General features: G+C 42.5%; 21 protein-coding genes and 1 tRNA gene. 16 read left to right on the forward strand and 6 right to left on the reverse strand.

All coding sequences use genetic code 11. The annotated features are described in order from the left end of the window. Positions 1-133: 133 nt before the first annotated feature. Entirely contained in the window at positions 134-868 is a 735-nt protein-coding gene (locus BN1765_RS06560) for an alpha/beta hydrolase (RefSeq protein ID WP_230199503.1), read from the reverse strand. A 321-nt stretch (positions 869-1,189) separates the two neighbouring features. Here BN1765_RS06560 and BN1765_RS06565 point away from each other — a divergent pair, with 321 nt between their 5' ends. The 4 genes from BN1765_RS06565 (at position 1,190) to BN1765_RS06580 (ending at position 3,513) form a co-directional block, all read left to right on the forward strand. Beyond that, positions 1,190-1,747, forward strand: coding sequence for a phosphatidylglycerophosphatase A family protein (locus BN1765_RS06565; protein ID WP_050614362.1), 558 nt, complete (start codon positions 1,190-1,192; stop codon positions 1,745-1,747). Between the two features lie 113 nt (positions 1,748-1,860). After that, positions 1,861-2,691, forward strand: coding sequence for an ATP-binding cassette domain-containing protein (locus BN1765_RS06570; protein ID WP_050614363.1), 831 nt, complete (start codon positions 1,861-1,863; stop codon positions 2,689-2,691). Next, positions 2,688-3,398, forward strand: coding sequence for a hypothetical protein (locus tag BN1765_RS06575; RefSeq protein ID WP_050614364.1), 711 nt, complete (start codon positions 2,688-2,690; stop codon positions 3,396-3,398). The genes BN1765_RS06570 and BN1765_RS06575 overlap by 4 nt, the downstream gene beginning before the upstream one ends. Positions 3,399-3,441: 43 nt before the next feature. After that, a tRNA-Val gene (locus BN1765_RS06580) sits at positions 3,442-3,513 on the forward strand. A 141-nt stretch (positions 3,514-3,654) separates the two neighbouring features. On the opposite strand, the gene BN1765_RS06585 is transcribed toward BN1765_RS06580, so the two are convergent. Beyond that, the gene (locus BN1765_RS06585; RefSeq protein WP_082195396.1) at positions 3,655-4,875 is read right to left on the reverse strand and encodes an ISL3 family transposase; all 1,221 of its coding nucleotides are present in this window, start codon (positions 4,873-4,875) and stop codon (positions 3,655-3,657) included. 341 nt (positions 4,876-5,216) lie between these two features. Between BN1765_RS06585 and BN1765_RS06590 the strand changes: the two genes are divergently transcribed. The 3 genes from BN1765_RS06590 (at position 5,217) to sspO (ending at position 8,179) form a co-directional block, all read left to right on the forward strand. Then, a complete protein-coding gene (locus BN1765_RS06590) occupies positions 5,217-5,672 on the forward strand; it encodes a MarR family winged helix-turn-helix transcriptional regulator (protein ID WP_452082111.1) in 456 nt (151 codons plus the stop codon). Between the two features lie 344 nt (positions 5,673-6,016). Beyond that, the gene (locus BN1765_RS06595) at positions 6,017-7,648 is read left to right on the forward strand and encodes a catalase (RefSeq protein ID WP_222705402.1); all 1,632 of its coding nucleotides are present in this window, start codon (positions 6,017-6,019) and stop codon (positions 7,646-7,648) included. Positions 7,649-8,029: 381 nt separating this feature from the next. Further along, positions 8,030-8,179, forward strand: a complete 150-nt coding sequence (gene sspO, locus BN1765_RS06600; protein ID WP_050614367.1) for a small acid-soluble spore protein O — start codon at positions 8,030-8,032, stop codon at positions 8,177-8,179. Positions 8,180-8,288: 109 nt separating this feature from the next. Here the strand turns inward: sspO and BN1765_RS06605 are convergent, their stop codons facing one another. Next, positions 8,289-9,050 (reverse strand): SDR family oxidoreductase, encoded by a 762-nt coding sequence (locus BN1765_RS06605; RefSeq protein ID WP_050614368.1) that lies wholly within the window; start codon positions 9,048-9,050, stop codon positions 8,289-8,291. A 290-nt stretch (positions 9,051-9,340) separates the two neighbouring features. Between BN1765_RS06605 and BN1765_RS06610 the strand changes: the two genes are divergently transcribed. The 5 genes from BN1765_RS06610 to BN1765_RS06630 all read left to right on the forward strand — a co-directional run bounded on the left by BN1765_RS06610 (position 9,341) and on the right by BN1765_RS06630 (position 14,989). Beyond that, positions 9,341-9,934, forward strand: coding sequence for a TetR/AcrR family transcriptional regulator (locus BN1765_RS06610; RefSeq protein ID WP_050616693.1), 594 nt, complete (start codon positions 9,341-9,343; stop codon positions 9,932-9,934). A 319-nt stretch (positions 9,935-10,253) separates the two neighbouring features. Then, the gene (locus BN1765_RS06615) at positions 10,254-11,423 is read left to right on the forward strand and encodes an MFS transporter (RefSeq protein ID WP_050614369.1); all 1,170 of its coding nucleotides are present in this window, start codon (positions 10,254-10,256) and stop codon (positions 11,421-11,423) included. Between the two features lie 295 nt (positions 11,424-11,718). After that, positions 11,719-12,201, forward strand: a complete 483-nt coding sequence (locus BN1765_RS06620) for an NUDIX hydrolase (protein ID WP_050614370.1) — start codon at positions 11,719-11,721, stop codon at positions 12,199-12,201. Positions 12,202-12,705: 504 nt separating this feature from the next. Next, on the forward strand, positions 12,706-14,355 hold the full coding sequence (locus BN1765_RS06625) for an FAD-binding protein (protein ID WP_050614371.1): 1,650 nt from the start codon (positions 12,706-12,708) through the stop codon (positions 14,353-14,355). Positions 14,356-14,533: 178 nt separating this feature from the next. Then, entirely contained in the window at positions 14,534-14,989 is a 456-nt protein-coding gene (locus BN1765_RS06630) for an SRPBCC family protein (RefSeq protein ID WP_050614372.1), read from the forward strand. A 95-nt stretch (positions 14,990-15,084) separates the two neighbouring features. Here the strand turns inward: BN1765_RS06630 and cysK are convergent, their stop codons facing one another. Beyond that, complete coding sequence (cysK, locus tag BN1765_RS06635; RefSeq protein ID WP_050614373.1) at positions 15,085-15,999, reverse strand: cysteine synthase A; 915 nt, start codon at positions 15,997-15,999, stop codon at positions 15,085-15,087. A gap of 181 nt (positions 16,000-16,180) precedes the next feature. Further along, positions 16,181-16,951: an SDR family NAD(P)-dependent oxidoreductase gene (locus BN1765_RS06640; protein WP_050614374.1), complete on the reverse strand. Its 771-nt coding sequence runs from the start codon at positions 16,949-16,951 to the stop codon at positions 16,181-16,183. A gap of 300 nt (positions 16,952-17,251) precedes the next feature. On the opposite strand from BN1765_RS06640, the gene BN1765_RS06645 reads away from it, so the two are divergent. Beyond that, on the forward strand, positions 17,252-17,731 hold the full coding sequence (locus tag BN1765_RS06645; RefSeq protein ID WP_050614375.1) for a methylated-DNA--[protein]-cysteine S-methyltransferase: 480 nt from the start codon (positions 17,252-17,254) through the stop codon (positions 17,729-17,731). A gap of 244 nt (positions 17,732-17,975) precedes the next feature. After that, the gene (locus tag BN1765_RS06650) at positions 17,976-18,590 is read left to right on the forward strand and encodes an AmiS/UreI family transporter (RefSeq protein ID WP_050614376.1); all 615 of its coding nucleotides are present in this window, start codon (positions 17,976-17,978) and stop codon (positions 18,588-18,590) included. 44 nt (positions 18,591-18,634) lie between these two features. On the opposite strand, the gene BN1765_RS06655 is transcribed toward BN1765_RS06650, so the two are convergent. Continuing rightward, entirely contained in the window at positions 18,635-18,829 is a 195-nt protein-coding gene (locus BN1765_RS06655) for a YwbE family protein (RefSeq protein ID WP_050614377.1), read from the reverse strand. A gap of 283 nt (positions 18,830-19,112) precedes the next feature. On the opposite strand from BN1765_RS06655, the gene helD reads away from it, so the two are divergent. Continuing rightward, the gene (gene helD / locus BN1765_RS06660) at positions 19,113-21,452 is read left to right on the forward strand and encodes an RNA polymerase recycling motor HelD (protein WP_050614378.1); all 2,340 of its coding nucleotides are present in this window, start codon (positions 19,113-19,115) and stop codon (positions 21,450-21,452) included. 447 nt (positions 21,453-21,899) lie between these two features. Next, positions 21,900-22,706: a HipA family kinase gene (locus BN1765_RS06665; protein WP_050614379.1), complete on the forward strand. Its 807-nt coding sequence runs from the start codon at positions 21,900-21,902 to the stop codon at positions 22,704-22,706. The last annotated feature ends 48 nt before the right edge of the window (positions 22,707-22,754 follow it).

The following is a 22,754-nucleotide window of genomic DNA, read 5'->3' on the forward strand; positions in this document are numbered from 1 at the left end:
AGGGGTATTTCCTTTTATTATAACAAAATTCGGAAAATTATTGTGCCTTTTTGAAAGCTTGTATTTCAAATAAAGATATGTGCAGGAAAGAAGGGGAATGACCCCTTGCTCCCCAATTGTCTCCTTACACTCACTATCCGTGTAGAGAAAACATCATTTGGATCGCACGGGCCATATCCTTTTGCCAATACTTCCATGTATGTTCCCCCTCAAATTCATCATAAAACATCGGAAAACCTTTCTCTTGAAGGATACTATGCAATTCCCTGTTTGGATGGATGAAGTTGCTGTACTGGCCGTTTGTTTCCGGTACATGGGTTTCATTGGTGCCAATCACGTGATAAAGATTTAAAAGATGTGGTTCTTTAAACGCTTTCACTGCGCCAAGGACTGTCTCATTTACGTAGGGAGAATGCATGATTACCCTTCCAAATGTATGGGGATACTGTAACGCAGCCATGAGAGAAACAGTGGCTCCAAGCGAATCGCCCATCAATGCCCTGCCATGGCCAACTCCATAGCCAGGAAAAGTATGGTCCAAGTAAGGGGCTAATTCATGTGCCAGGAAACGAATATAAGCTTGCTGCTGTTCCCCTTCGGGATGATATTTACGCCGGCGATCAAAGCGGTCTTTGTACGGCACTCCTACAAAAATCGTATTTTCGATCGTTTCTTCATGCAATAATGAATCGGCAACCCGGCCTAAGCGTCCCATTTGAAAATAATCTTTGCCATCATTAACGATGCAAATCGTATATTTATAGAGGGGGGAATACGAAGCCGGCAAGTACGCCAGCAGGTTGAACTCTTCTTGCAGAGAATCGCTGTAAAAAGCGATTTCTTGAATCTTGCCCATGGGAATCGTCACTTGTGTACCTCCTGATAAAAACTTTGGTCTGATAGGATATTCCTTTTCTTTGTACGGATGGTTGATCGGGTGATTTTCATGCTTATTTTGGCGGCCAGCAGGATTATCGTTGCTCTCGATTGGGAGTGACAGAATCGTTTGGCCTGGCACGCACTAAAGATATCAAAATTGTAGCATAACCTTACCTGATTTTCCGTTATTATGCATTTTTAAAGAGATGATACAATTTTCCCCTGTTAATTTCCAAATATATTCTGATAATTTTAATTAGTAATATTATATAATAGAAGAATAGAGAGATGTAAGAGAGGAGATATCAGCATGACTGTTACACGAGTACATAGCAAAGATGTGACCGCAGCAGCGCTTAAAGCGTTGGAGGACCGCGGTGTATCGATAGAATCAATTGCAGAAATCGTTTATGAAATGCAGCTTCCTTATAATCCGAACCTGACGCTTTCTGTTTGTATAGAAAGTGTCGAAAAAGTATTAGTAAAGCGGGAAATCCAGCATGCCTTGTTAGTAGGTGTGGAGTTGGACCGTTTGGCGGAGGAGCACAAATTATCCGAACCACTGCAATCCATCATTGAAAGTGATGAAGGCCTATTCGGCGTCGATGAAACGATTGCCTTCGGGGCGGTTCTTGCCTATGGCAGTATAGCTGTGACCACTTTCGGCCATTTGGATAAAAATAAAATCGGCATCATCAGGGACCTCGACAACAAAAAAGATGATAAGGTCCACACATTCCTCGATGATATGGTGGCAAGCATCGCCTCAAGCGCCGCCTCACGCCTGGCGCATCGCCTCCGCGATGAAGAGGAAGCTTTATCGGATGAAGAGTTGCAGGAACGGGAAAATGAAGAATTAATCGGGTAAGCATAAGTGGGCGGCCAAAAAACATGGCCGCTCACATAACTAACACTCCCTCTTCTCTGTAGGCATTCTAAAAGACCATGCATAACCCAATATAGAATGAAAGAGGTCAGTTAATGAATGAATACGCAATCCAAGCGGACTCTGTCAGCAAAAAATTTGATAGGACTGTTATTTTAGATGATCTATCGTTCAAGATCCAGAAGAACTCTAAATTAGCGATCATTGGGCATAATGGGTCCGGCAAGAGTTCCTTGCTCAAATTAATCGCAGGCCTATATATGCCAACAAGCGGAAGCATACAGACTTTCCACCAAAAAATGGCCTATGTACCGGAGCACTTTCCGGAGAACATCCGCTTTACTCTAGAAGAGTATTTAGTGCTGATCGGGAAAATCGGCGGAGAAGAATTGGGTGCCATCAAGAAGAAAATAGCTTACTATAGCGATGTGTTCCAGCTGGGCCCCCATTTGAAGTCCTTGCTGAAGCATTGCTCAAAAGGGGTTAAACAAAAAGCCGGTTTGACCCAGGCTTTGATGACCGAAAGCGATCTTCTCTTGCTCGATGAACCTTTAACAGGGCTGGATGATGAGTCGAAAACAAACTTTTTGCAGATGATGCAGAAAAGGGACCGGGATTTTACACTGGCATTCACCGCCCATGAGCAGGAGACAGTCGACCTATGGGCAAACGAACAGCTGGTTCTGAAAAATGGCAAAATGATCAAACATGAATCACTGACTGCCCAAACGGCATTTAGAAGCATTATCGCCAAAATCCCCGCCAGGCTGAATAGGGAAGACTTGAAAGTGTTCGGCTGCATAAGCGCCGACCAGGGACATATCGTTGAGATAACTGTCCGCTCAAGCGAAAGCGATGAGTGCCTTGCTTATCTATTAGGCCAGCAGGCATCTATTCTAGAAGTGAAAGAGAAGAAAGAATCATGATGTCATTAATAACCTATCAATTTCAAAATTATATCCGTTCTTTTATGTTCATCCCGCCGGTAGCCATCTATATCGCATGGATTTGTGTGCTGTATTCGTATAATTCCTTGCCTGTGGTCTCAAGCTATGCCAATTCGGCAGTTGCCCTTTATCTCATTTTAACTTGGATTACGATGAATTTTTTTGGGATTGAAGAAGAAGCGGAGAAGCATATTCTACTAGTCCATCTTAAACAAAAGGAACATTTCCTCCATGGCAAATGGATCAACTGCTTTTTGATTTTGCTGTTATTGCTGTTCATCGCTGAACTATATCCCATCCTGGCTAATCGGTTTGCAAGCGCTGTTGGCTTGATGGAACATTCTCTGTCGCTGTACAGCCATATTGGCCTTGGCATTCTCGGCATCCTGACCGGAAGTTTCTTTGCTGGCACACGGTATGCGCAATCGCGTTCCGTATGGCTGTTATGCGCTTTAACTGTCACAGCCTCACTGGCTTATTCACAGTTAGCGGATATGCTCCCAAAATGGATAGGCTGGATTTTGTGGGTTTTGCCTCCCTTGCGGCTGTTCTACGAGCCGCTGAATGCGTATGAAAGCACAGGGACGGCGAGCGGTTTATTCTCTTCCTTCTGCATCGGTATCTTTTATATTGTGATAGCGGCTCTCATCGTACAACATATGTTCCTGAAAAAAGAAAAAGTGTAGTTGACAATAGGGGTGTCTCATATTATAGTGGACTATAGATAACGATCCAATAGTTCAGCGGGAGAATACTTCCTTGACAGGGAAGGGGTCGGGGGTTCGAATCCCTCTTGGGTCATCCTTTTATTGAAGCCAGAAACCTTTGTACAGAAAAGGTTTCTGGCTTTTTTTGTTGTGGTAAAGATGAAGTGAAGCTTTGGTTGGCGGGATTTTTAGGTTCTTTTTCAAGTGTTGGGGTAGAGAACATTTCTCTGCCCCTTTATCCTAATGAATTGCCTATTGATTTATAGTGGTGATGCAGGAGGATTCGTGCCCTAAAACGAGCGAAGTTCCTAAACCCAAAGGCATTCCGTTTCATGACCTTTGTCAAGTTGTTCAACCCTTCCACAAACCCATTGGAGTACCCAAATTCAAAACGGTTAAGGATTTCCGTTTCCCAATTTCGATAGGTCTGGACGGTTTTCACGAACTCAGGAATCCTGCTTTCTTCCACCTTTTCATAAAACGCATGCAGCGCTTCTTTTGTCTTCTCGATATGGCCTGGCCCCCGCCGTTTGGCTTCGTTAAACCACTCATAAAAGGCCTCTTTCAACCCATACGCTATTTTTAATTCAGGGGACAGCGCAAAGTATCTTTCCAGATACCATTTATCTGTTTTTGTAAGCTTGTGGGAAGCTTTATGAAAGACGTAACGGACCTTCTTACACTTTTTACGGTCGTATGCATGCCACTCGTTTTGTTCCCTCACACGGATCTTGTCGAGCGCCCAATTCATATACCGGACGAAATGAAACCCATCCGCCACGATCACAGGACCGTCCAAGGCCTGTTTGACAGCTGCCTTGAAGGCGTGGCTCATATCCATGACAACCACTTCCACCTTGGCCCCATGTTTCCGCAAGTACTCTTTAATTGTGTCTTTCCGTCTGTTTGGCAGGATGTCGATCGGTTCGCGGGTCACGGCATTGGCAATGATCAATTGATATTTTTCCTTTCCGGAATCCCCTTTGAATTCGTCGATGGCAATCGCTTTGGGCAAGGCCTTCTCTCCCTTGATTGATTGGGGGATAATCCGGTCAAAACGCCGTATGATCGTACTGACGGATGTATGGTATTGGGCCGCAATTTCGGTGAATGTCTTGGCTTTGACGGTACGGATCTGGACCTGTTGATTCCATTCCTTCGAATGGTGTTGATACCTCTCCACAAAAGGATTTTCCTCATAGAAACGTTTCCCGCACAAGCAGGCATATCTCCTTTTCCGATAGATAATCACGGTGGGGCGTTCCGCCATTTTCAGATGCTTAATCTTTTGGATACGGTAGTCATGGACACGCTTGGTCTCCTTCGAACAGGAAGGGCAGGCATGGTCCTTAATCGGCATTTCAATATATATTTGGTAGATTCCTTCATTGATGTCGGTTTTGATGATGGTTGCCCCTTCAAGTCCGGGCAGAATCATGTTAAAATGCAAGAGCACACATCTCCTTTTCTATCTTGTTTCTCGTCAATTCAAGTATAAGAAATTAGGAGCTTGTGTGCTCTTTTTTTGCCCATTTTTAAGTGGACACCCCAACATTTAGTATAGAACCAAAGTTTTTCGTATCTGAATGAAGTGGAAAAGCGGGTAGTTTTATCCATAGTACTAATTAATAGTTGCGTTATCAACTATTTATAATTATATTAATATAGTGTTTGAGGAACCGACATACGATATTAAATCCATAAAAACCGCCTAAATAGTTGCGCTAACAACTGTTTTTAATCAAATTTTTCCATGAAAGGTAACCAGACAATATGAATAACAACCACGATGAGAAGATGGGACGTTATATTGCACAAATTTATTGCAAAGGTTCAGCGATTATTTCTAAAGAGCTTCAGGAATTCGGAATTGGCTCCGGACAATACAGGTTTCTTTTGCAGCTTTACCGCCAGGACGGCATCAGTCAAGAGGAGCTATCGAAGCTGCTTTTAGTGGACAAAGCGACCGTCGCCAGAGCAATGAAAAAATTAGAAGAGGAGAACTTAGTTTATCGGGTTCGTGATCAAAAAGATAATCGCTATTATAAAGTTTTTATTACAGAAAAAGCATTGGACATTAAAGAAGAAGTATTTAATAAAGTTCATGCTTGGGACGAAACCATCAAACAGAGTTTAACTAAAGAAGAAGAAGCACAAATGATTTATTTANGATTTTTATACCCCCACTCATTAGTTGAACGATCGGATTCTTATTGGTGCTTGATCTCCCCCTTAACCCTTCTTTGTGTTTGACGATCAAGTTGAAGTTGGGAGTCTTAGGGTAAGTTAGATCGGAATAAAATAGCCAATGGGAGAGTCCCTCTTGGTTATGCGCTGTCTATGTGGACTCTTTTTTTGTGGAAATTTTTTCACAGAAATACTTCTAATTGAGAATTCTTTTACATACTTGATAAGTAAAATATTGCTTTATCATATTGTTTGCATTCTGTTTGCACTCAATTCATAATAATGTATAGATTATAGTAATTCTAGTTTAGGAATCTAAACTGTGAACATGCATGATGAGCTTTTTGCTAAGAGGTAAGATAAGAATCAATTATTTTGAGGAGGTTATCACTTTGGCAGAGAAGAAAGATATGAATGCTTCACAAGGACAAGATATGAAACGCGAGTCATTGACGACTCGTCAGGGCCATCCTGTGACGGATAACCAAAATATCCGTACAATTGGAAACCGCGGTCCGGCTACACTTGAGAATTATCATTTTATCGAAAAAATTTCACATTTTGATCGGGAAGAAGTTCCCGAACGTGTGGTACATGCACGCGGCGCCGGGGCATTTGGATATTTTGAAACATACGGAAAAGTCGGAGATGAACCTGTAGAGAAGTATACGCGTGCTAAGGTTTTCTCTGGTGCCGGAAAGAGAACGCCGCTGCTGGTTCGTTTCTCTACTGTTGCAGGATCGAAGGATTCACCGGAAACAGCGCGGGACCCACGCGGCTTCGCAGTAAAAATGTACACGGAAGACGGCAACTGGGATCTTGTAGGCAACAACCTGAAAATTTTCTTCATTCGTGATGCGATGAAGTTTCCTGATATGATCCACGCATTTAAAGTGGATCCAGCTTCAAACGTTGCCAATCCTGAGCGGATGTTTGACTTCGTGTCCCGTACGCCTGAGGCAACACATATGATTACATTCCTGTTCTCTCCATATGGTATTCCAGCTACATATCGCCATATGCAAGGATCAGGTGTAAATACTTATAAATGGGTAAACGACAAGGGAGAGGCTGTGCTGGTGAAATATCACTGGGAGCCTAAACAGGGAATCCGAAACTTGACGCAAGAAGAGGCAGACGAGATTCAAGCGAAGAATGTTGCCCATGCGACACAAGACTTATACGAAGCAATTGAGCGTGGAGAGTATCCAGAATGGGAACTTTACGTCCAGATTATGACGGATGATGATCATCCGGAACTAGATTTCGATCCGTTGGATGATACGAAACTCTGGCCGGAGGATCAATTCCCATGGTTGCCGGTGGGCCGAATGGTTCTTGACCGCAATCCTGTGGATTATCATGCCGAAATTGAACAAGCGGCTTTCGGTACAGGGGTGCTTGTTGACGGTATGGACTTCTCAGACGATAAGATGTTGCAAGGGCGTACGTTCTCATACTCGGATACACAACGTTATCGTGTAGGTGCCAATTATTTGAAATTGCCGGTGAATGCCCCTAAAGTGCCCGTCCGCACGAATCAGCATCGCGGCCAAATGGATATCCGTGATCCAAAAGAGTCCGGGGATAATCCGCATATCAACTATGAACCATCAATGGTCGGCGGTTATCAGGAGGCAAGCAAGGAAGGCCGTCCACAACACCGTCCTACTTATAATGCGGCCGCAATGAGTGCGCCGATTGACCGCCCAAACAATTATGGGCAAGCGGGCGAAACATACCGTAACTTTGAAGATTGGGAACGCGATGAATTAATCAAAAACCTTTCTGCAGCACTTGCGATTTGTGATAAACGGATTCAAGATGCCATGGTTGACCATTTCACACAAGCAGATGAAGACTATGGCCGCCGTGTAAGGGAAGGCATTCAAGCGAAAATGAAAGAAATTCAAGAAATGAAGGCAGAAACCAAAGTTCCGGGCCGTGAAGCAGGAAAATCAAAATATGGCCAAGGTTCTCAGGCAGCCAATGAAGCAACAAAAGAGGCTGTAAAGAAAAGTCATGAATCTGACCCTTATTAATTAGAAAGTAAGAATATATGGGCTGTCCAGCAAGTGAGTTTAGAGCTGACTTGCTGGGCAGTCTTTTTAATATGGCCGATCCCAAAGGAGAAACCGTTGGGAAAGGTGCAGACCCCCCTTTAGGCTTTTGATCCCTAAAGGGGAGTTTACTTGGTAAAGTCAGGCTTTTTTTATCCTGTTCTAACAAATGCTAAGACTCTTTCTTCAACATGAGAGTGAGATGGAGAAGTGTAAACGTGCGATCAAGCCAAGGTAGTTTAACTAGCAATCAACGGAAGTGAATGAATACCACCACTTAAAATTTCTCTTCAGAATGAAAAACGCTAATAAAATAATTTAGTCCCTTTCAGTCAAAAATAGGAATAAAGCGAGGTGAGATAAATGAGCAAAAATAAAGCGAATCACGTGATTCCGGGCATGAATGCTGCAAAAAAACAGGGGAATGGCGCAGGGTATAATGAAGAACTTGCTAATGAGCAGATGACTACAATCGAGAAACTGAACAATAAAAAACGGAAGAAAAACCAATAAGACAAAAGGAAAGCCCACATGAAAAGATTGTGGGCTTTCCTTATACAATAAATGGGCGAGCGGGCAGCTTAAAACTTCCGCTGTCTTCGATACAAAGCCCAGCCAATCATTAAAAGGCAGCAGTCCAGCCGCTATCAGCTACAATGACTGTTCCGTTAACAAAGCTGGAATCATCAGATGCTAGGAATAGAGCGACTTGCGCAATTTCTTCTGGCTGGCCCATTCTCGGCATTACGTCCTGTGCGACTTTTAAGCGGCTTGCGCCGAATTCGTTCACACTTTTCATAGAGGAAGCGATATTTGTTGCCACTCCGCCTGGTGCGATCGCATTACAGCGGATGCCTTCTTTTGCGTACATATAGCCGGTGTTTTTGGTAAGCCCCACGACTGCATGTTTGGAAGCTCCGTAAGCAGCGCCTGCATGGGCGCCATTCAATCCGCCGGTTGAAGCTGTGTTGACGATAACTCCTTTTCCTTTTTCCAAAAAGATAGGGATGGCTTTGCGCATCGCTCGCATGACGCTTTTCGTATTGATGTCAAAAATTAGATCCCATCTATCTTCCTTTATGTCTCCAACAGGTTCGAACCCATCCATGATGCCAGCATTGTTCACCAAGATGTCCAAAGTGCCGTACTCTTTAACTGCTGTATCAATCATCTTTTCGATGTCTTCTAATTTCGCCACATTTACTTGGACGGCTTTCGCTTCTCCGCCATTTGCTGCGATTCCTTCCGCAACTGCTTTTGCACCCTCAATATTAAGGTCGGCAACAATTACTTTGGCGCCTTCTTTAGCGTATAATTCGGCAATCGCTTTTCCCATGCCGGATGCTGCTCCTGTCACGACTGCTACTTTGTTTTGAAGTTTCATCTACTATTCCTCCATTTCAACTGGCGCTATGACTCCCGCTTCAAAAGGTACCAAGCGCCAGTTAGGATTTGATTTGTTTAACTAATGATCTGTGAGGGAAAATAAAATCCCGGCCAATCAAAGATTCATTTTATTGAACATTTGTTCATTATCTCACTTAATTTTATAATATAATTAATATATTTAATTTTCAATAATCAAGTGAGGCCAGGTTTGGTTGTTATCCAACAATGGCATGCATATTTGTTTAGGAAAATAAGATTGATGAACAATGGGGGGGCTATATGTATATGAATAATCATATTGATAGAAGAATAACGAAATCTAAACAAGCTTTGAAGGGGGCGCTTCTTTCTCTAATGAAAGAAAAAGATTTTAAAGCCATTGCCATTACAGACATCGTGCAAGTGGCTAATTTAAATAGGGGGACTTTTTATAAACATTACCAATATAAAGATGATTTGTTGGAGGAAATCATGGACGATGTTATAGCAGATTTGATTGAATCTTATCGCGAACCATACAAAGGCAACGAGAATTTTGATGTAAAAAATCTAACCTCTTCGGCCATTAAAATTTTTGAGCATGTCGATCACTATAAAGAGTTTTATACGCTTTTGCAATCAAGTACGCTGTCTGGTTTCCAGGATAAAATATGCCTTGTTTTGAAAGAAATAGCTTTGCAGGATTTGTTCGATATGCTGCCGGATGCTGTGATTAATAGGGAGCTATTAGCGAGTTACCATGCATTTGCTATTTTTGGGATGATAAAAGAATGGATTAATCACCAGTTTAAATATAGTGCCGATTATATGGCTGAACAATTGTTGGCCATTGTTAAGCATAGCCAAGGCATGGATAATCAGTCTGTCAAAAGGCTATAAACTTAGTGGTGTTAAAAATACTTTACCAAAGAAGGATTTGCTGGACTGAAGAATTCAACAATGAAAAAACGCCTTGAAATGGGGTTTGCCAAACTCATTTTATACTTTGTTAGCTAGTTGCTATAAGCAAAAAAATGGGGAAGGCAGCCCTGTAAGAGTGTGTTGTATGTTTGTATAAAGATAGGAGAAAAGGCAATAGCAAATAATTTCCAAATAGCTGCCTGTGATTTATACTACTAATATAGTCAAGTTTGACTATTATAAAGATAACTAATTGTATTAATCATACAGCAAACGGTTTAAAAGGAGAGTTAATGGCATGAGTACAAAAAAAGTATTGCCGGTTCTGTTCATAGTCATGTTTTTGGTGATGGTCGGTTTTGGAATCATCATTCCTGTTATGCCTTTCCTGGCTGAAAAAGTCGGTGGCAGCCCTACCGAACTTGGACTTTTGATGGCTGTGTATTCATTGATGCAGCTGTTTTTTGCGCCGGTATGGGGCCGTGTATCCGATCGGATCGGACGTAAGCCTGTTATGGTGATCGGCATTGCCGGATTGGCGATCTCTTTCTTTATGATGGCAATGGCTGATTCTTTATGGGTGTTGTTTGCTGCCCGAATCATTGGCGGCATCTTATCTTCAGCCAATATGCCGACTGCTATGGCATATGTCGCTGATATTACAACGGAAGAAGAGCGCAGTAAAGGTATGGGGATCATCGGCGCTGCGACTGGGTTAGGTTTTATTTTTGGGCCGGCTATCGGCGGGATCTTTTCGAAATCCAGCCTGAATATACCGTTTTATATTGCCGGTATTTCATCTATTATTACGTTGATTTTGGTTATGCTGATTTTGAAGGAATCACTGCCTAAGGAAAAGAGAGACCAGCATACCGGGCAGAAAGAGTCTATGTGGAAATCCTTCCAGGGACCTTTGATTGTCATGTATCTGCTACAGTTGTTCGTGACGCTTTCGATGTCCGGCTTGGAAGCGACGTTTGCCTATTTTGCCGCTGAGAAGGCAGGGATTAATACGGTCCATTTAGGGTACATTTTCATGATCATGGGCTTCGGCAGTGCCCTTGTCCAAGGTGGATTGGTGGGCATCATGTCTAAGAAATTCGGGGAAGGGAAGGTCATCCGTATCGGGATCATCGTTTCGGCGGTCGGCTTTCTGTTAATCCTTTTATCTTCTGATTTTTGGACAGCTGCCATATTTTTGACCATTTTCGCGCTTGGTAATGGGGTAATCCGGCCAGCTTTGTCTTCGCTGTTGACGAAGAGTTCGACGCATGCTCATGGTAAGGTCACAGGGTTATTATCATCTTTTGATTCTTTCGGCAGAATCATCGGCCCTCCGCTTGGCGGATGGTTATTCTCCTTATCCATCGGCTTGCCTTACATTGCGGGCGCTGTCCTATCCGTGGTCGCATTGGTGCTCTTCCAAGTATATGATTCCAAAACACGAAACCATAAACAAGCGGCTTAAGGAAAAAGGGAGGACTGGCATTCGATTGACTGTTAGTCTCCCTTTTTGTTAGGGATGCCGGTATTTCTTTGATAAGATATACTATTATTTCTATATATTGATTAAAGAAGTGATAAATGCAAAGTTGGAAATAGAAGAAGGCTATTTTGTTCTTCATTTTGAAAAAAGTAAATGGTAAGTTGGCATTAAAGTGGCTGTCCGCAGCTTCTTTTTTTTCGTGCATTCAAAAAGATAACTGAATATTGGTATATTTTACCTGTTGTGGTATATTGGTTGGGTGATAGGGGGAGTTTAGATGGATGATCTTATGTTCAGGACGGAAACAGGGCGGTTTTTATATAGAGTGGCAGGTGTGCTAATCCATGACGGGCGCCTATTAATTATGCGGGATGAGAAGGTCCCCTATTATTATTTGCCGGGAGGGAAAGTGCGGCTCCACGAAGGCAGCGAAGAAGCCATTAAAAGGGAAATCAAAGAAGAAATTGAAGCGGAAGTAGGAATTAAACGCCTGTTATGGGTGGTCGAGAATTTTTTTACAGAAGAGGTCAATCAGGAACCATATCATGAAATTGGGTTGTATTATCTATTGGAGTTGCAGGATGACAGTTTATTGGAACGAGGGGATGAATTTGTGATGACTGAACAAGGAAAGCATCGTTTGTCCTTCAGTTGGAAACAGCTTGAAGAAATAAAAGATGTATGCCTATATCCAACGTTTTTGAAAGAAAGAATTACGGATTTGCCTGCAACCATTGAACACCTTGTCGAATATCAATAGATGGCCATGGCTTTTTTTAAGCAAGTCAACCTTTGCAGGATGATGATCACAAAGAGGAAGCTATTTTAGCTTCCTCTTTAAATCGAATCCGAGCTTATATAGTGTTCACCTGAATCAGGAACGAGACACAGCCCCCGTTTTTCTTTACTGAGCTTTTGGGCAATCTGGATGGCTCCCTATACGGCTGAGAAAGGACTGATAAAAGCTCCTTTCCTGGTGGCGAGGAAGTCTCCTGAATAAGCTGGCTGTTTCTTAATCATTTACTTGAAGATTTTAATCATAGAAGCCAATATTCAGGATATCTAGTATAGAATCTATAAAATAGCTATTTAGATAAATGTAAAAATTTTTAAATTTTTACAAATATTTTGAAATTTATGTTATCATGAATTCGATACTAGGTGATCATTTCTATGAGCTCTTCTTCACATATACAGATAAAAAAGTAATTTAGAATTATGAGGGTGAGCGGTATATCTTTATTTCGATTATAGGGGGAATAATATGCCAGCAAAAAAACCAACTCAATGGGATCAGGAAGTGGATGTAGTTGTTATGGGTACTGGAGGAGCAGCATTGGTTGCGGCCATAACAGCACATGATCAAGGAGCAAAAGTGTTAATCATCGAGAAAACACATCAAATCGGAGGTACTACTGCCTTTTCTGGAGGGGTTCCCTGGATTCCGATGAACCGTTATATGAAGGAAGAGGGAATAGAAGATACACGTGAAGATGCATTAAAGTATATTAGACGTATCACAGGAGGCAAAGAGCCAAATCCTGAATTAATTGAGGTTTATGTTGATAACGCTTACAAAGTGATTGATTATTTGTATGAAAATACACCGGTGCGTTTTATGATCCCAAAAAGTTATCCAGAGTATTATTCCTTTTTTGATGGGGCAAAAGCAGGACGTTCTCTGGATCCGCTGCCATTTGACCTGAATCAAATCGGTGAGTATGGAGCATTGATCCGTAATAACCCGGCTTTCCCGCCGCTAACACTTGAAGAAGGTGGCGCAAACGGAAGTGTCGATTTTATGAAAATTGCTGAGCGCATGGAGAACAATATTGTCACAATGGGGCGCTCCTTAACGGCCGCTCTAGTGAAAGCTTGCTTGGACCGTGAAATTAACATACTTCTTGAAACTCCCGGAAAAGAACTGGTCCTGAACGATGAAGGCGATGTCATTGGACTTGTTGCTGAACAAAAAGGAGAAAAGGTCTATATTGGCGTCTCAAATGGCGTAGTCCTCGCATCCGGAGGCTTTGAATGGAATAAAGAGCTTGTGAAAACATTCCTGAAAGGGGAGATTACCCATCCACTTTCTCCAGGGGGAAATGAAGGCGATGGTTTAATCATGGCCATGGAAGCCGGAGCGGCACTCGGCAATATGAGTGAAGCGTGGTGGTACCCGGCAATGCAGGATCCGACTTTTGAATACGAAGACCGTGTCTTGAACCAATTGGGCAATGGTGGGCGTATGGGTCCACACAGCATTATTGTTAACGGAAAGGCAAAACGTTTCGTACATGAAGGTACTGCTTATAATGATATGCCTAAAGCATTTTATGAGTTCGACCCCGTGAATGTTGAATGGCCGAATGAAAAGAACAATTGGATGATCTTTGACCAACAAATGAAAGATTATACAATGATCATTACAATGATGCCAGGTGAAGATGCTCCTGAATGGGTGAATCAATCAGACACTATCAAAGGGCTTGCCGAACAAATCGGATTGGATCCTGAGGCATTGGAAGCCACTGTTGAACGATGGAATGCACAAGTTGAAGCGGGTGAAGATACAGATTTCCACCGAGGTACAACTTTCTTTGAAGGACTTCAATTTGGTGGAGGGAATGTCGAATTAAATCTCGGTAAAATTGAAAAAGGTCCATACTATGCAGTTCCTGTGTACTTCGGCGCACTTGGGACAAATGGCGGACCACGCATTGACGAAAATGGACAGGTGCTCAACCTTCGTGGAAACAAAATAAAAGGGTTGTATGCTGCAGGAAATGCTGCAATGGGTATTTTCGGACCAGCTTATCTAAGCGCGGGCGGAACGATTGGGCCAGCAATCACATTCGGTTATTTAGCAGGAAAGGCTGTTGGACAAGTAAAAAACCATTTAATTGGAGCCGAGTGATGCCAGGATGGAAGAATATAGAGAAGCTTTGATGGTGAGGGTTCAATCATCCTCACCGATCATTAGTTGAACCAATCGTATTTTTCTGGCGCTTACACTTCGTCGTCTTACCTTTCGTATTGAAGTGGGAGTTTTAGTGCCAGTTAGAATGAGATAAAAATGAAGGAGGTTTGTTAATATGCCAGCAGGAACTCATACAGTGCAACTACCGGTGGGAATAGAAGAAATTTGGACATTCGTAAGCGACATGGACAAGTGGGCGCCGCTTGTACCTGGTTATATCGACCATGAAATCATCAATGACCGTGAATCAACATGGTCATTTAAGGGTGATTTGGGATTCATGAAAAAAACAGTGAAACTTAAAATCGATATTACTGAATGGAAAGAACCAACAACAGTGACATTCAATCTGACGGGCTTATCCGATAATTTTAAAGGCGGCGGTTTCTTCCAAGCTGACGCGATTGATGAAACCCATACAACAATGTCGGGAAACCTTGATATTACGGCAGGCGGAGCCATGGGGCCTATGGTCAATCAGATTATGAAGAGTTTTGTGCCGAAAACAGCAGAAGAGCTTACTGATGCTGTAGCAGAGAAGATTAAAGAAGTTGCAGGAGTTACACAATAAGCTGAAAAACATCGTGTTGCTTATCCAAGGTGCCAATATAGAAGCATGAAGAAGGAGGGAGCCAAAACGGCTTCCTCCTTCTTCATTAATAACGGTTAAATAAGATTCATGCTTAAATAGCGTTCACCTGAATCAGGCGCGATACACAGCACCCGTTTTCCTTTACCGAGCTTTTTGGCAATTTGTATGGCTCCGTATACGGCTGCAGCTGAGGAAGGCCCGACAAATATCCCTTCTTGGCGAGGTAGTCTTCTGAATAAGTCGACTGCTTCTTCATCCTTTACTTGAATGATTTCATCAAAGATATCAGTGTTCAGGATATCAGGTATGAAGCCGGGGCTGGTGCCGACCAATTTATGCGGACCTGGCTGCCCGCCGGATAAAACGGGCGATCCTGCCGGTTCGACTACGCCTATATATAGATTGGGTATCAGCTCCTTCAATTTTTCGCCAGTGCCTGTTATCGTTCCGCCAGTGCCTGCTGTTGAGACAAAGGCATCCAGCTTGCCGTCCATTTGCCGGTAAATTTCAGGAGCTGTTGTCTGGCGGTGGATATCCGGGTTTGCATTGTTTACAAATTGCTGCGGTATAAAGCTGCCCGGGATCTGGTCATGCAATTCTTGCGCTTTGGCGATTGCGCCCGGCATTCTTTTGGAAAACGGCGTCAATACCACTTCAGCACCGTAGGCCTTCAAAAGGTTAATCCGTTCTTTGGTCATATTGTCTGGCATAACAAAAATGGAGCGGTAGCCGCGGGCTGCTGCATTCATGGCTAAACCGATTCCTGTATTCCCGCTTGTCGGTTCAATGATCGTGGCTCCCGGTTGGATGAGCCCTTCCTTTTCGGCCGTGACTAGCATATTGTAAGCTGCCCGGTCTTTGACGCTGCCTGAAGGGTTGAACATTTCAAGCTTCACAAAAACATCGGCTGCATCTTCCGGCACTACTTTATTTAGTTTCAACACCGGAGTTTCTCCTATTAAATCGGCGATATTATTTACTACGTTCATATGATGACTTCCTCCTTTAATCCTTCTCTCTTATTGTTAATTCTATCGGGAAACTAGGTTAAAAGCCGATATTTTGCTCAGGATATTTTGGGGAGGAGACCATTTTGTTTTAGAAAAGGGTACAAAAAAACTGCCGATCGGTTCGGCAGCTGGTAAAGCACTATGCGGGTAGGTGGTACTGTTAAGATAAATTAGGTTGATGCACAGTGCTCCCACCATCCAATTGTAAAATATGGCCTGTCATGTAAAGTGATTCATCGCTGCCTAAGAACACAGCGGCTTGTGCTATATCCTTCGGGCTTCCCAGGCGGGAGAGGGCATTGTTTTTTTCAAATTGGGCCTTGATTTCTTCTGTGTAGACTGCTTCGGAGGCCGGGGTTATAATCAGGCCCGGCGCAATTGCGTTACAGCGGATATTGCGTTTGCCTTCTTGTGTGGCTACATAGCGGGTTAAATTAACTACGCCTGCTTTTGCCACCCCGTATGCGGTATAGGAATGGTCGCCGAGCAATCCGGAAACGGAAGCTGTATTAATAATACTTCCGCCGCCATTTTCCCGCATGGCAAGCACGCCGTGTTTACAGCCCCACATCACACTTGTTAGATTAAGATTCATTGCAAAGTCCCAGGCTTCTTTCGTCATATTGGAGACATCCACATCGATTGGTTTCGATCCACCGGCGTTATTATGGAGGATATCAAGTTTGCCGTAAGTGGATACTGCGTGGCCGATCATTTCTTTTACGCTCTCTTCCTGGGTTGAATCGACAAAAACACTGGTTGCTTCTCCGCCGGCTGCAATAATCCGCTCGGCTATATCTTGGGCTCCAGGCAAATTGAAATCGGCCACGACCACTTTTGCACCCTCACGAGCCATCAATTGAATGGTTTCTGCCCCTATGCCTGATGCTGAACCGGTTACGATTGCCACTTTTCCTTCTAAACGATGCATTTTTTTCCTCCTTCATATGGATTTCAGCGAGATGGAAATGAAAGATTCCCGCCTTTATATATTTGAAGAATATGTACAAACTTTCTTTTTATTAATGATATCCGCGACTGTTTTGGATATTTTATAAAATGGACATAGATGGCAGGAAATTGTATAGTAGGCGTCAAAGCAATAGAGGGACCATTGATTAGGAGTGCAAGGGAGGGGGCAGCCTGGACTGGTGAACGCCCGGAAAATAAGTATGCAGGAAGAGTTGTGTTTTATTTTGTATCGAACTGGCAGTTGGAAGGAGAATAAGATTTGAAATATTGTTATTTTTATCAAACAGAACTAGGCAGAGTGGGTATCCAGGAAGAAGGCAGCATGATCACACACATCTATTTTGACGGGGAAAACCCGCCTGCTGATGTTTTACAGGAAGAGACTGAATTATTGAAGGAAGCGGGAAAACAGCTGCAGGAATATTTGGCGGGAGAACGGACAGAATTCAGCTTGCCTTTGTCTGCTCGAGGGACTGCCTTTATGGAACGTGTTTGGGAAGGCTTGTGCACCATTCCCTACGGTGAAACGAGGAGCTACCGTGATATCGCCGAAGCTATTGGAAACCCAAAAGCTTGCCGTGCTGTCGGAATGGCGAATAACCGCAACCCAATCCCGATTTTCATCCCGTGCCACCGGGTGATTGGAGCAAACGGAACTTTGACGGGATATGGTGGAGGATTAGCAATTAAGGAGCATCTGCTGCAATTGGAAAGGCAAAAAAGCGGACAAGTCCAATGAATGTCCGCCATTAGTGGCACAGCCTCCTGCTCTGTAATTACAATTATTACCAACAACCCTTAGGATTTACTCTCGAGGGTTTTTACATATGTTCAAAATTATTTTAACATATGTTCAAAAATATGTTATAGTAGTTTTTATTCGTGTCGTTCCCTATCAAACAGGATAGAGATCGCGGGTATGCCATTGTTCTTCTTGTTGAAGGATAGACATCGCAGAGCAAGTTGAGTAGGGGGGAGAAGGGATGGGACAAGTAGGTTTATTTTTGTCCGGTGCTGCATTGTTTTTAAATAGCATGATGCTTTCTGGAAAAGCGGAAGCAAAAAGTGTAGCGGTTTTTAATTTATTTATCGGTGTGTTGCAAATTGTCTTTCCATTTTACTCGATCATTGTTTCCGATCAGGCGAATTGGACAGTTTACGGATTTGCAGCGACATTCTTATTCGGCTTAACGTATTTATTTGTCGGGTGTACCTTTTTGAAAGGGATGCATGGGAGCGGGCTTGGCTGGTTTTCTTTGTGGGTATCGGTAGTCGCTGTTATGTATACCGTTATAGCGGCCGTTCATTTCCATAATTACGTTGACGCTTTAACATGGGCCTCCTGGGTTGTGTTATGGTTCTTGTTCTATTTATTGAACAGCATGGATAAACCGATCGAGAAATTTGTCAGCAAGGTTGCGTTTATCCAGTCTTGGATTACATTAACGCTTCCTGCGATGTTTTATTTCATCGGTGTGTGGGATGATAAAGTCCTGCAGCGTATCTGGTTGATCGTTCTTCTTCTTTCGTTTGTTTATTATGCAGTTGAAGCAGTTAAATTAAAAGGCGCCAGACACCGGTCGGTGCTGCCGTCCTAAAGTGCAGAAAAAGCTGCCCCGCATGCGGAGCAGCTTTTTCGTTGTTATTTGACGATATGTTGAACTCTTCCTACTTGTCCATCAGTTAATTCAACCTTAATTCCACGAGGGTGAACGGCTGAGTTGGTCAGCAGTCTTTTGATGGTACCGCGCGTTAATGTACCAGTCCGCTGGTCTTTTTTTAAAACAATATCCACTTCCATTCCAGGAGCCAGATTGCTTCTTTTTGTATGTTCCATACATCTTACCTCCTCGCGTGTTATATTGAACTAATTGGTTTCTTAGGGGGGCTTGTATTTCTCCAGATGACTCGCCGTAGCGGGAGTCGCAGCGCCAGTTAGAACACGAAATTAAAAAACTGAACAGAAAACCGTTCAGTTTGAATATGTATTGAAAAAGGCTAATCAATTTGATAAGATAAAGGATAGGACTACACGATAGTTTGTATATATAATTATCCTATTTTAATTATATAGCAAATAACGATTGGTTGTCAAATCTTTTTTCGGGAGTGTGGCTTTGATGGCAAATGAACAAAGAGAGCGGTTGGAGGAGGAAGAACGGTTAAGCGAAATCCTCGATACCATTAGTCGGCGATTGGAAGGAATCAAAGTAAAGAGTGGCAACCTGAAAGAAGATGTGTTTTCCATCCGGAAGACTTTCTGGGATGACGTAACGGTCAATGTGGATAGCAGCGAAGAAATAAACGACACTTTGGCAAGCATTAAACAACAATCAGAAATGCTATCTGAACGTGAACGAACGCATGGACTGCTTTATAAACAGGCAAAAGTACTTGAACGATTAAAAGACTCTCCTTATTTCGGCCGTATCGATTTTCTTGAAAAAGGAGAAAAAGAAGCTGAGGCCATCTATTTGGGCACGGCGTCATTGATGGATGATACGTCTGAACATTTCTTGGTTTATGATTGGCGTGCGCCTATATCGAGCATGTATTACGATTATTCTCCCGGTCCTGCGTCATATGGAACGATGGATGGAAGAGTGGAGGGGAAGATGGAACTGAAAAGGCAGTTCATCATCCGCCGCGGAGAGATGAAAGGAATGTTCGATACCGGAGTGACGATCGGCGATGAATTGCTCAAGGAGGTATTGGGCAACAGGGCGGACCAAGCGATGAAAAGCATTGTCGCAACCATTCAGAAAGAACAGAATGGCATTATCCGGAACCACCAGGCCCGATATCTGATTGTCCAAGGAGTGGCAGGCAGTGGCAAGACATCTGTAGCCTTGCAGCGTGTAGCCTACCTGTTGTATCGGCATCTGAATGAATTGCGTGCAGAAAACATTCTTCTTTTCTCGCCGAATCCATTATTCAATAGCTATGTAGCAAATGTATTGCCGGATCTCGGGGAAGAGAATATGCAGCAAACGACTTATCAGGAATATGCGGAAAAAGTGATCGGCAAGAATGTAACGGTGGAAAGCGCATTTGCTGGGATGGAATATGCATTGACGCAACATGCTGCACCTGATTATAAAAGCCGTATGAAGGCGATCTCCTTTAAGGGCTCATTGGTTTTTAAACAAGAGATTAAAGCATTTCTCTCCGGCTTGTTAGTGCAGGGGATGATGTTTAGATCGCTCTCGTTTCGGGGTGAAACGATCGTGACAGCAGAGGAAATGAACGGTTTTTTCTATTCAGTGGACCCGGCCATCCATATGCCGAACAGAATACAGCTTGTAAAAGAGTGGCTTCTTAAAAAGCTAGAGGCAAGGGAACGGGATGAGAGAGAGAAAGAGTGGGTGCTTGAAGAAGTTGAATTGCTCGATAATGACGATTATGTGGAAGCCTATCAAGAAATACAGAAAGAAAAAGATCGGGAAACGGAAGAATACTTCGATGAGTTTGACCGTGAACAGGCTAAATTGGCGGCGCGAATTGTCGGCAAGCATTTCAGGAAGTTGAAGAAGGCAGTGAAGCTGTTGAAGTTTATTCATTTGAAGGCACTTTATATCGGTATGCTGTCTTCTAGTAAACATCCCGGCATGAACGATGAGGAGTGGAAAGAATCTGTCCAAAGAACAGAGGGAAACCTAAAAAGAAATCTCTTGCCGTATGAAGATGTAACAGCGTTCTTATATCTGAAAGATTTGCTGGAAGGGAAGAAAATCAATACAGCGATCAAATATGTATTCATCGATGAAGCCCAAGACTATACACCTTTTCAATTGGAGATGTTCAAGCGTTTTTTCCCAAATAGCTCAATGACGATTTTAGGAGACTACAATCAGGCTATTTATGCGCATTCCATCAATGGCACAACGCTCATGTCAGAAGACCTGTACGATGAGGGGAAGACAGAAAAAATCGTCATGACGAAAAGCTATCGCTCGACAAGGCAAATCATTGAATTTACGAAACAGTTAATGTCTGGTGGAGAGAACATACAGCCTTTCAATCGAGATGGCCACAAACCAGTTGTAGTTGCTTTGTCTCCTAGTGGACCGCTGTACGGTAAAATCCAATCAATCATCGAAGAATGGATTAAAAAAGGCTATCAGACTGTAGCTGTTATTTGCAAGACGGCAGAAGAAAGCCAGCGGGCATATGCTGTATTAAGCACACAAATGAACGTTCAATTGCTGGAGGCATCTACTTATTCCTTTCAAAAAGGAGTGCTGATCATGCCTGCTTATTTAGCGAAAGGAATTGAGTTCGACGCAGTAATCATCCATGATGCATCAGAAGCGGCCTATGCAGATGAATGGGAAAGAAATTTATTCTATACAGCCTGTACTAGAGCTATGCATGAATTAATCCTTATGGTGCCCGGAGCGCCGAGTACGTTCCTTTTAGATGTCCCAGAAGAAGTTTACGAGTTGCAAAAGCTTGGATAAGACTTCTTTCAAGTAAAAAGGAATGTTGCATAATCAGCTTCATGGACTGAGTTATTATGATGCTGTTTGCTCGGTGGGGGTAAACTCTGCAGAGATAGGGGATTTATGCCGCCGAGTTTTTTGTATTTTAATAGTAAATGCCAAGATTTCTTCAGAGAAAAGGGCAGGATGAATCTAAGATTTGTTGATCATAAAAATAGACATACTCAGGAAGAACAATCATGCTGAAAAACCTCCGACAATTTATAGGATTGCCGCTTTAAGGGGTTTTCTCCCTCTTTTCACATTCTCTAAACAGCTTGTTTTCTAGATTTAATTGAAAAACCCCTAAGCCGTGTTTTCAAGCTTAAGGGGTAATTGATTTCTGCTATTTAGATGAAATGCGTAAATTGTAAACCAATTCAAATTATATTGAATATAACTGAATATAGAAGGGGGTAAAGTTTAATGATCAGGAAATCCAAGCTTCGTCCCATAAAACTTATGGGTTCAATTAATAGGGATGATTGGCCAAAAATCGCTCAATCCGACCCTCAAGTTTTGCTGTTCAACAATAACAAAAAATTTTTAGTGAAGTTCAAAAACAATCCGCAAGGGAACAAGATGTTAATGAGAGAATTCGTTTGCACTTCGCTCGCTGCACATATTGGCCTTCCGACCGTTCCTTTTGAGATTGTCAATATTCCGAAAAAATTCCTTTTGAAGAATGATCTGAAAAAATATAACTTTACACCTGGGAATCAATTTGCAAGTTTATATTTAGATAACTCCATGGGATTATGGTTTAAGATAGAAAAGGAGCAGATCGTTAACCGAAGCATATTAGCAGGTATTTTGGTATTTGATTTTTGTTTAAGAAATATTGACCGTGATGAAAGTAATATATTGCTAAGTCCAATGGAAGAGTCTACATTTTTTATAAATATAATCGACCATGGAAATTGTTACCTAAATAAAATGGAACTAGAGAAAATAATGGATGAACCCGAAACACTTGAACTATCCAATGTGCATAAGTGGTGTTTGTCCATGTTGAATGATGAAAAAGAACTTACCTTTTTTCTCCAAAAAGTACTGGAAATACAGGATAGCTATATTTCAGACTTAATTGATTCAACTCCCGCAGACTGGTTAATATCTAATGAGGTCAAAAAGGAATTTTACACGGATATTTTAGAATCTAAAGAGGTATTGGCCGATGTTGTAAAAATGTTGAGTAGTTATATCAACCCTTCCACTAATAACCCCAGTTGAAGGCGACCTAATCATTTGCAGTTTCCTGATCAACCAAGCAACAAATTC

Origin of the sequence: Bacillus testis, assembly GCF_001243895.1 — a bacterium.
GTDB lineage: Bacteria > Bacillota > Bacilli > Bacillales > DSM-1321 > Bacillus_AD > Bacillus_AD testis.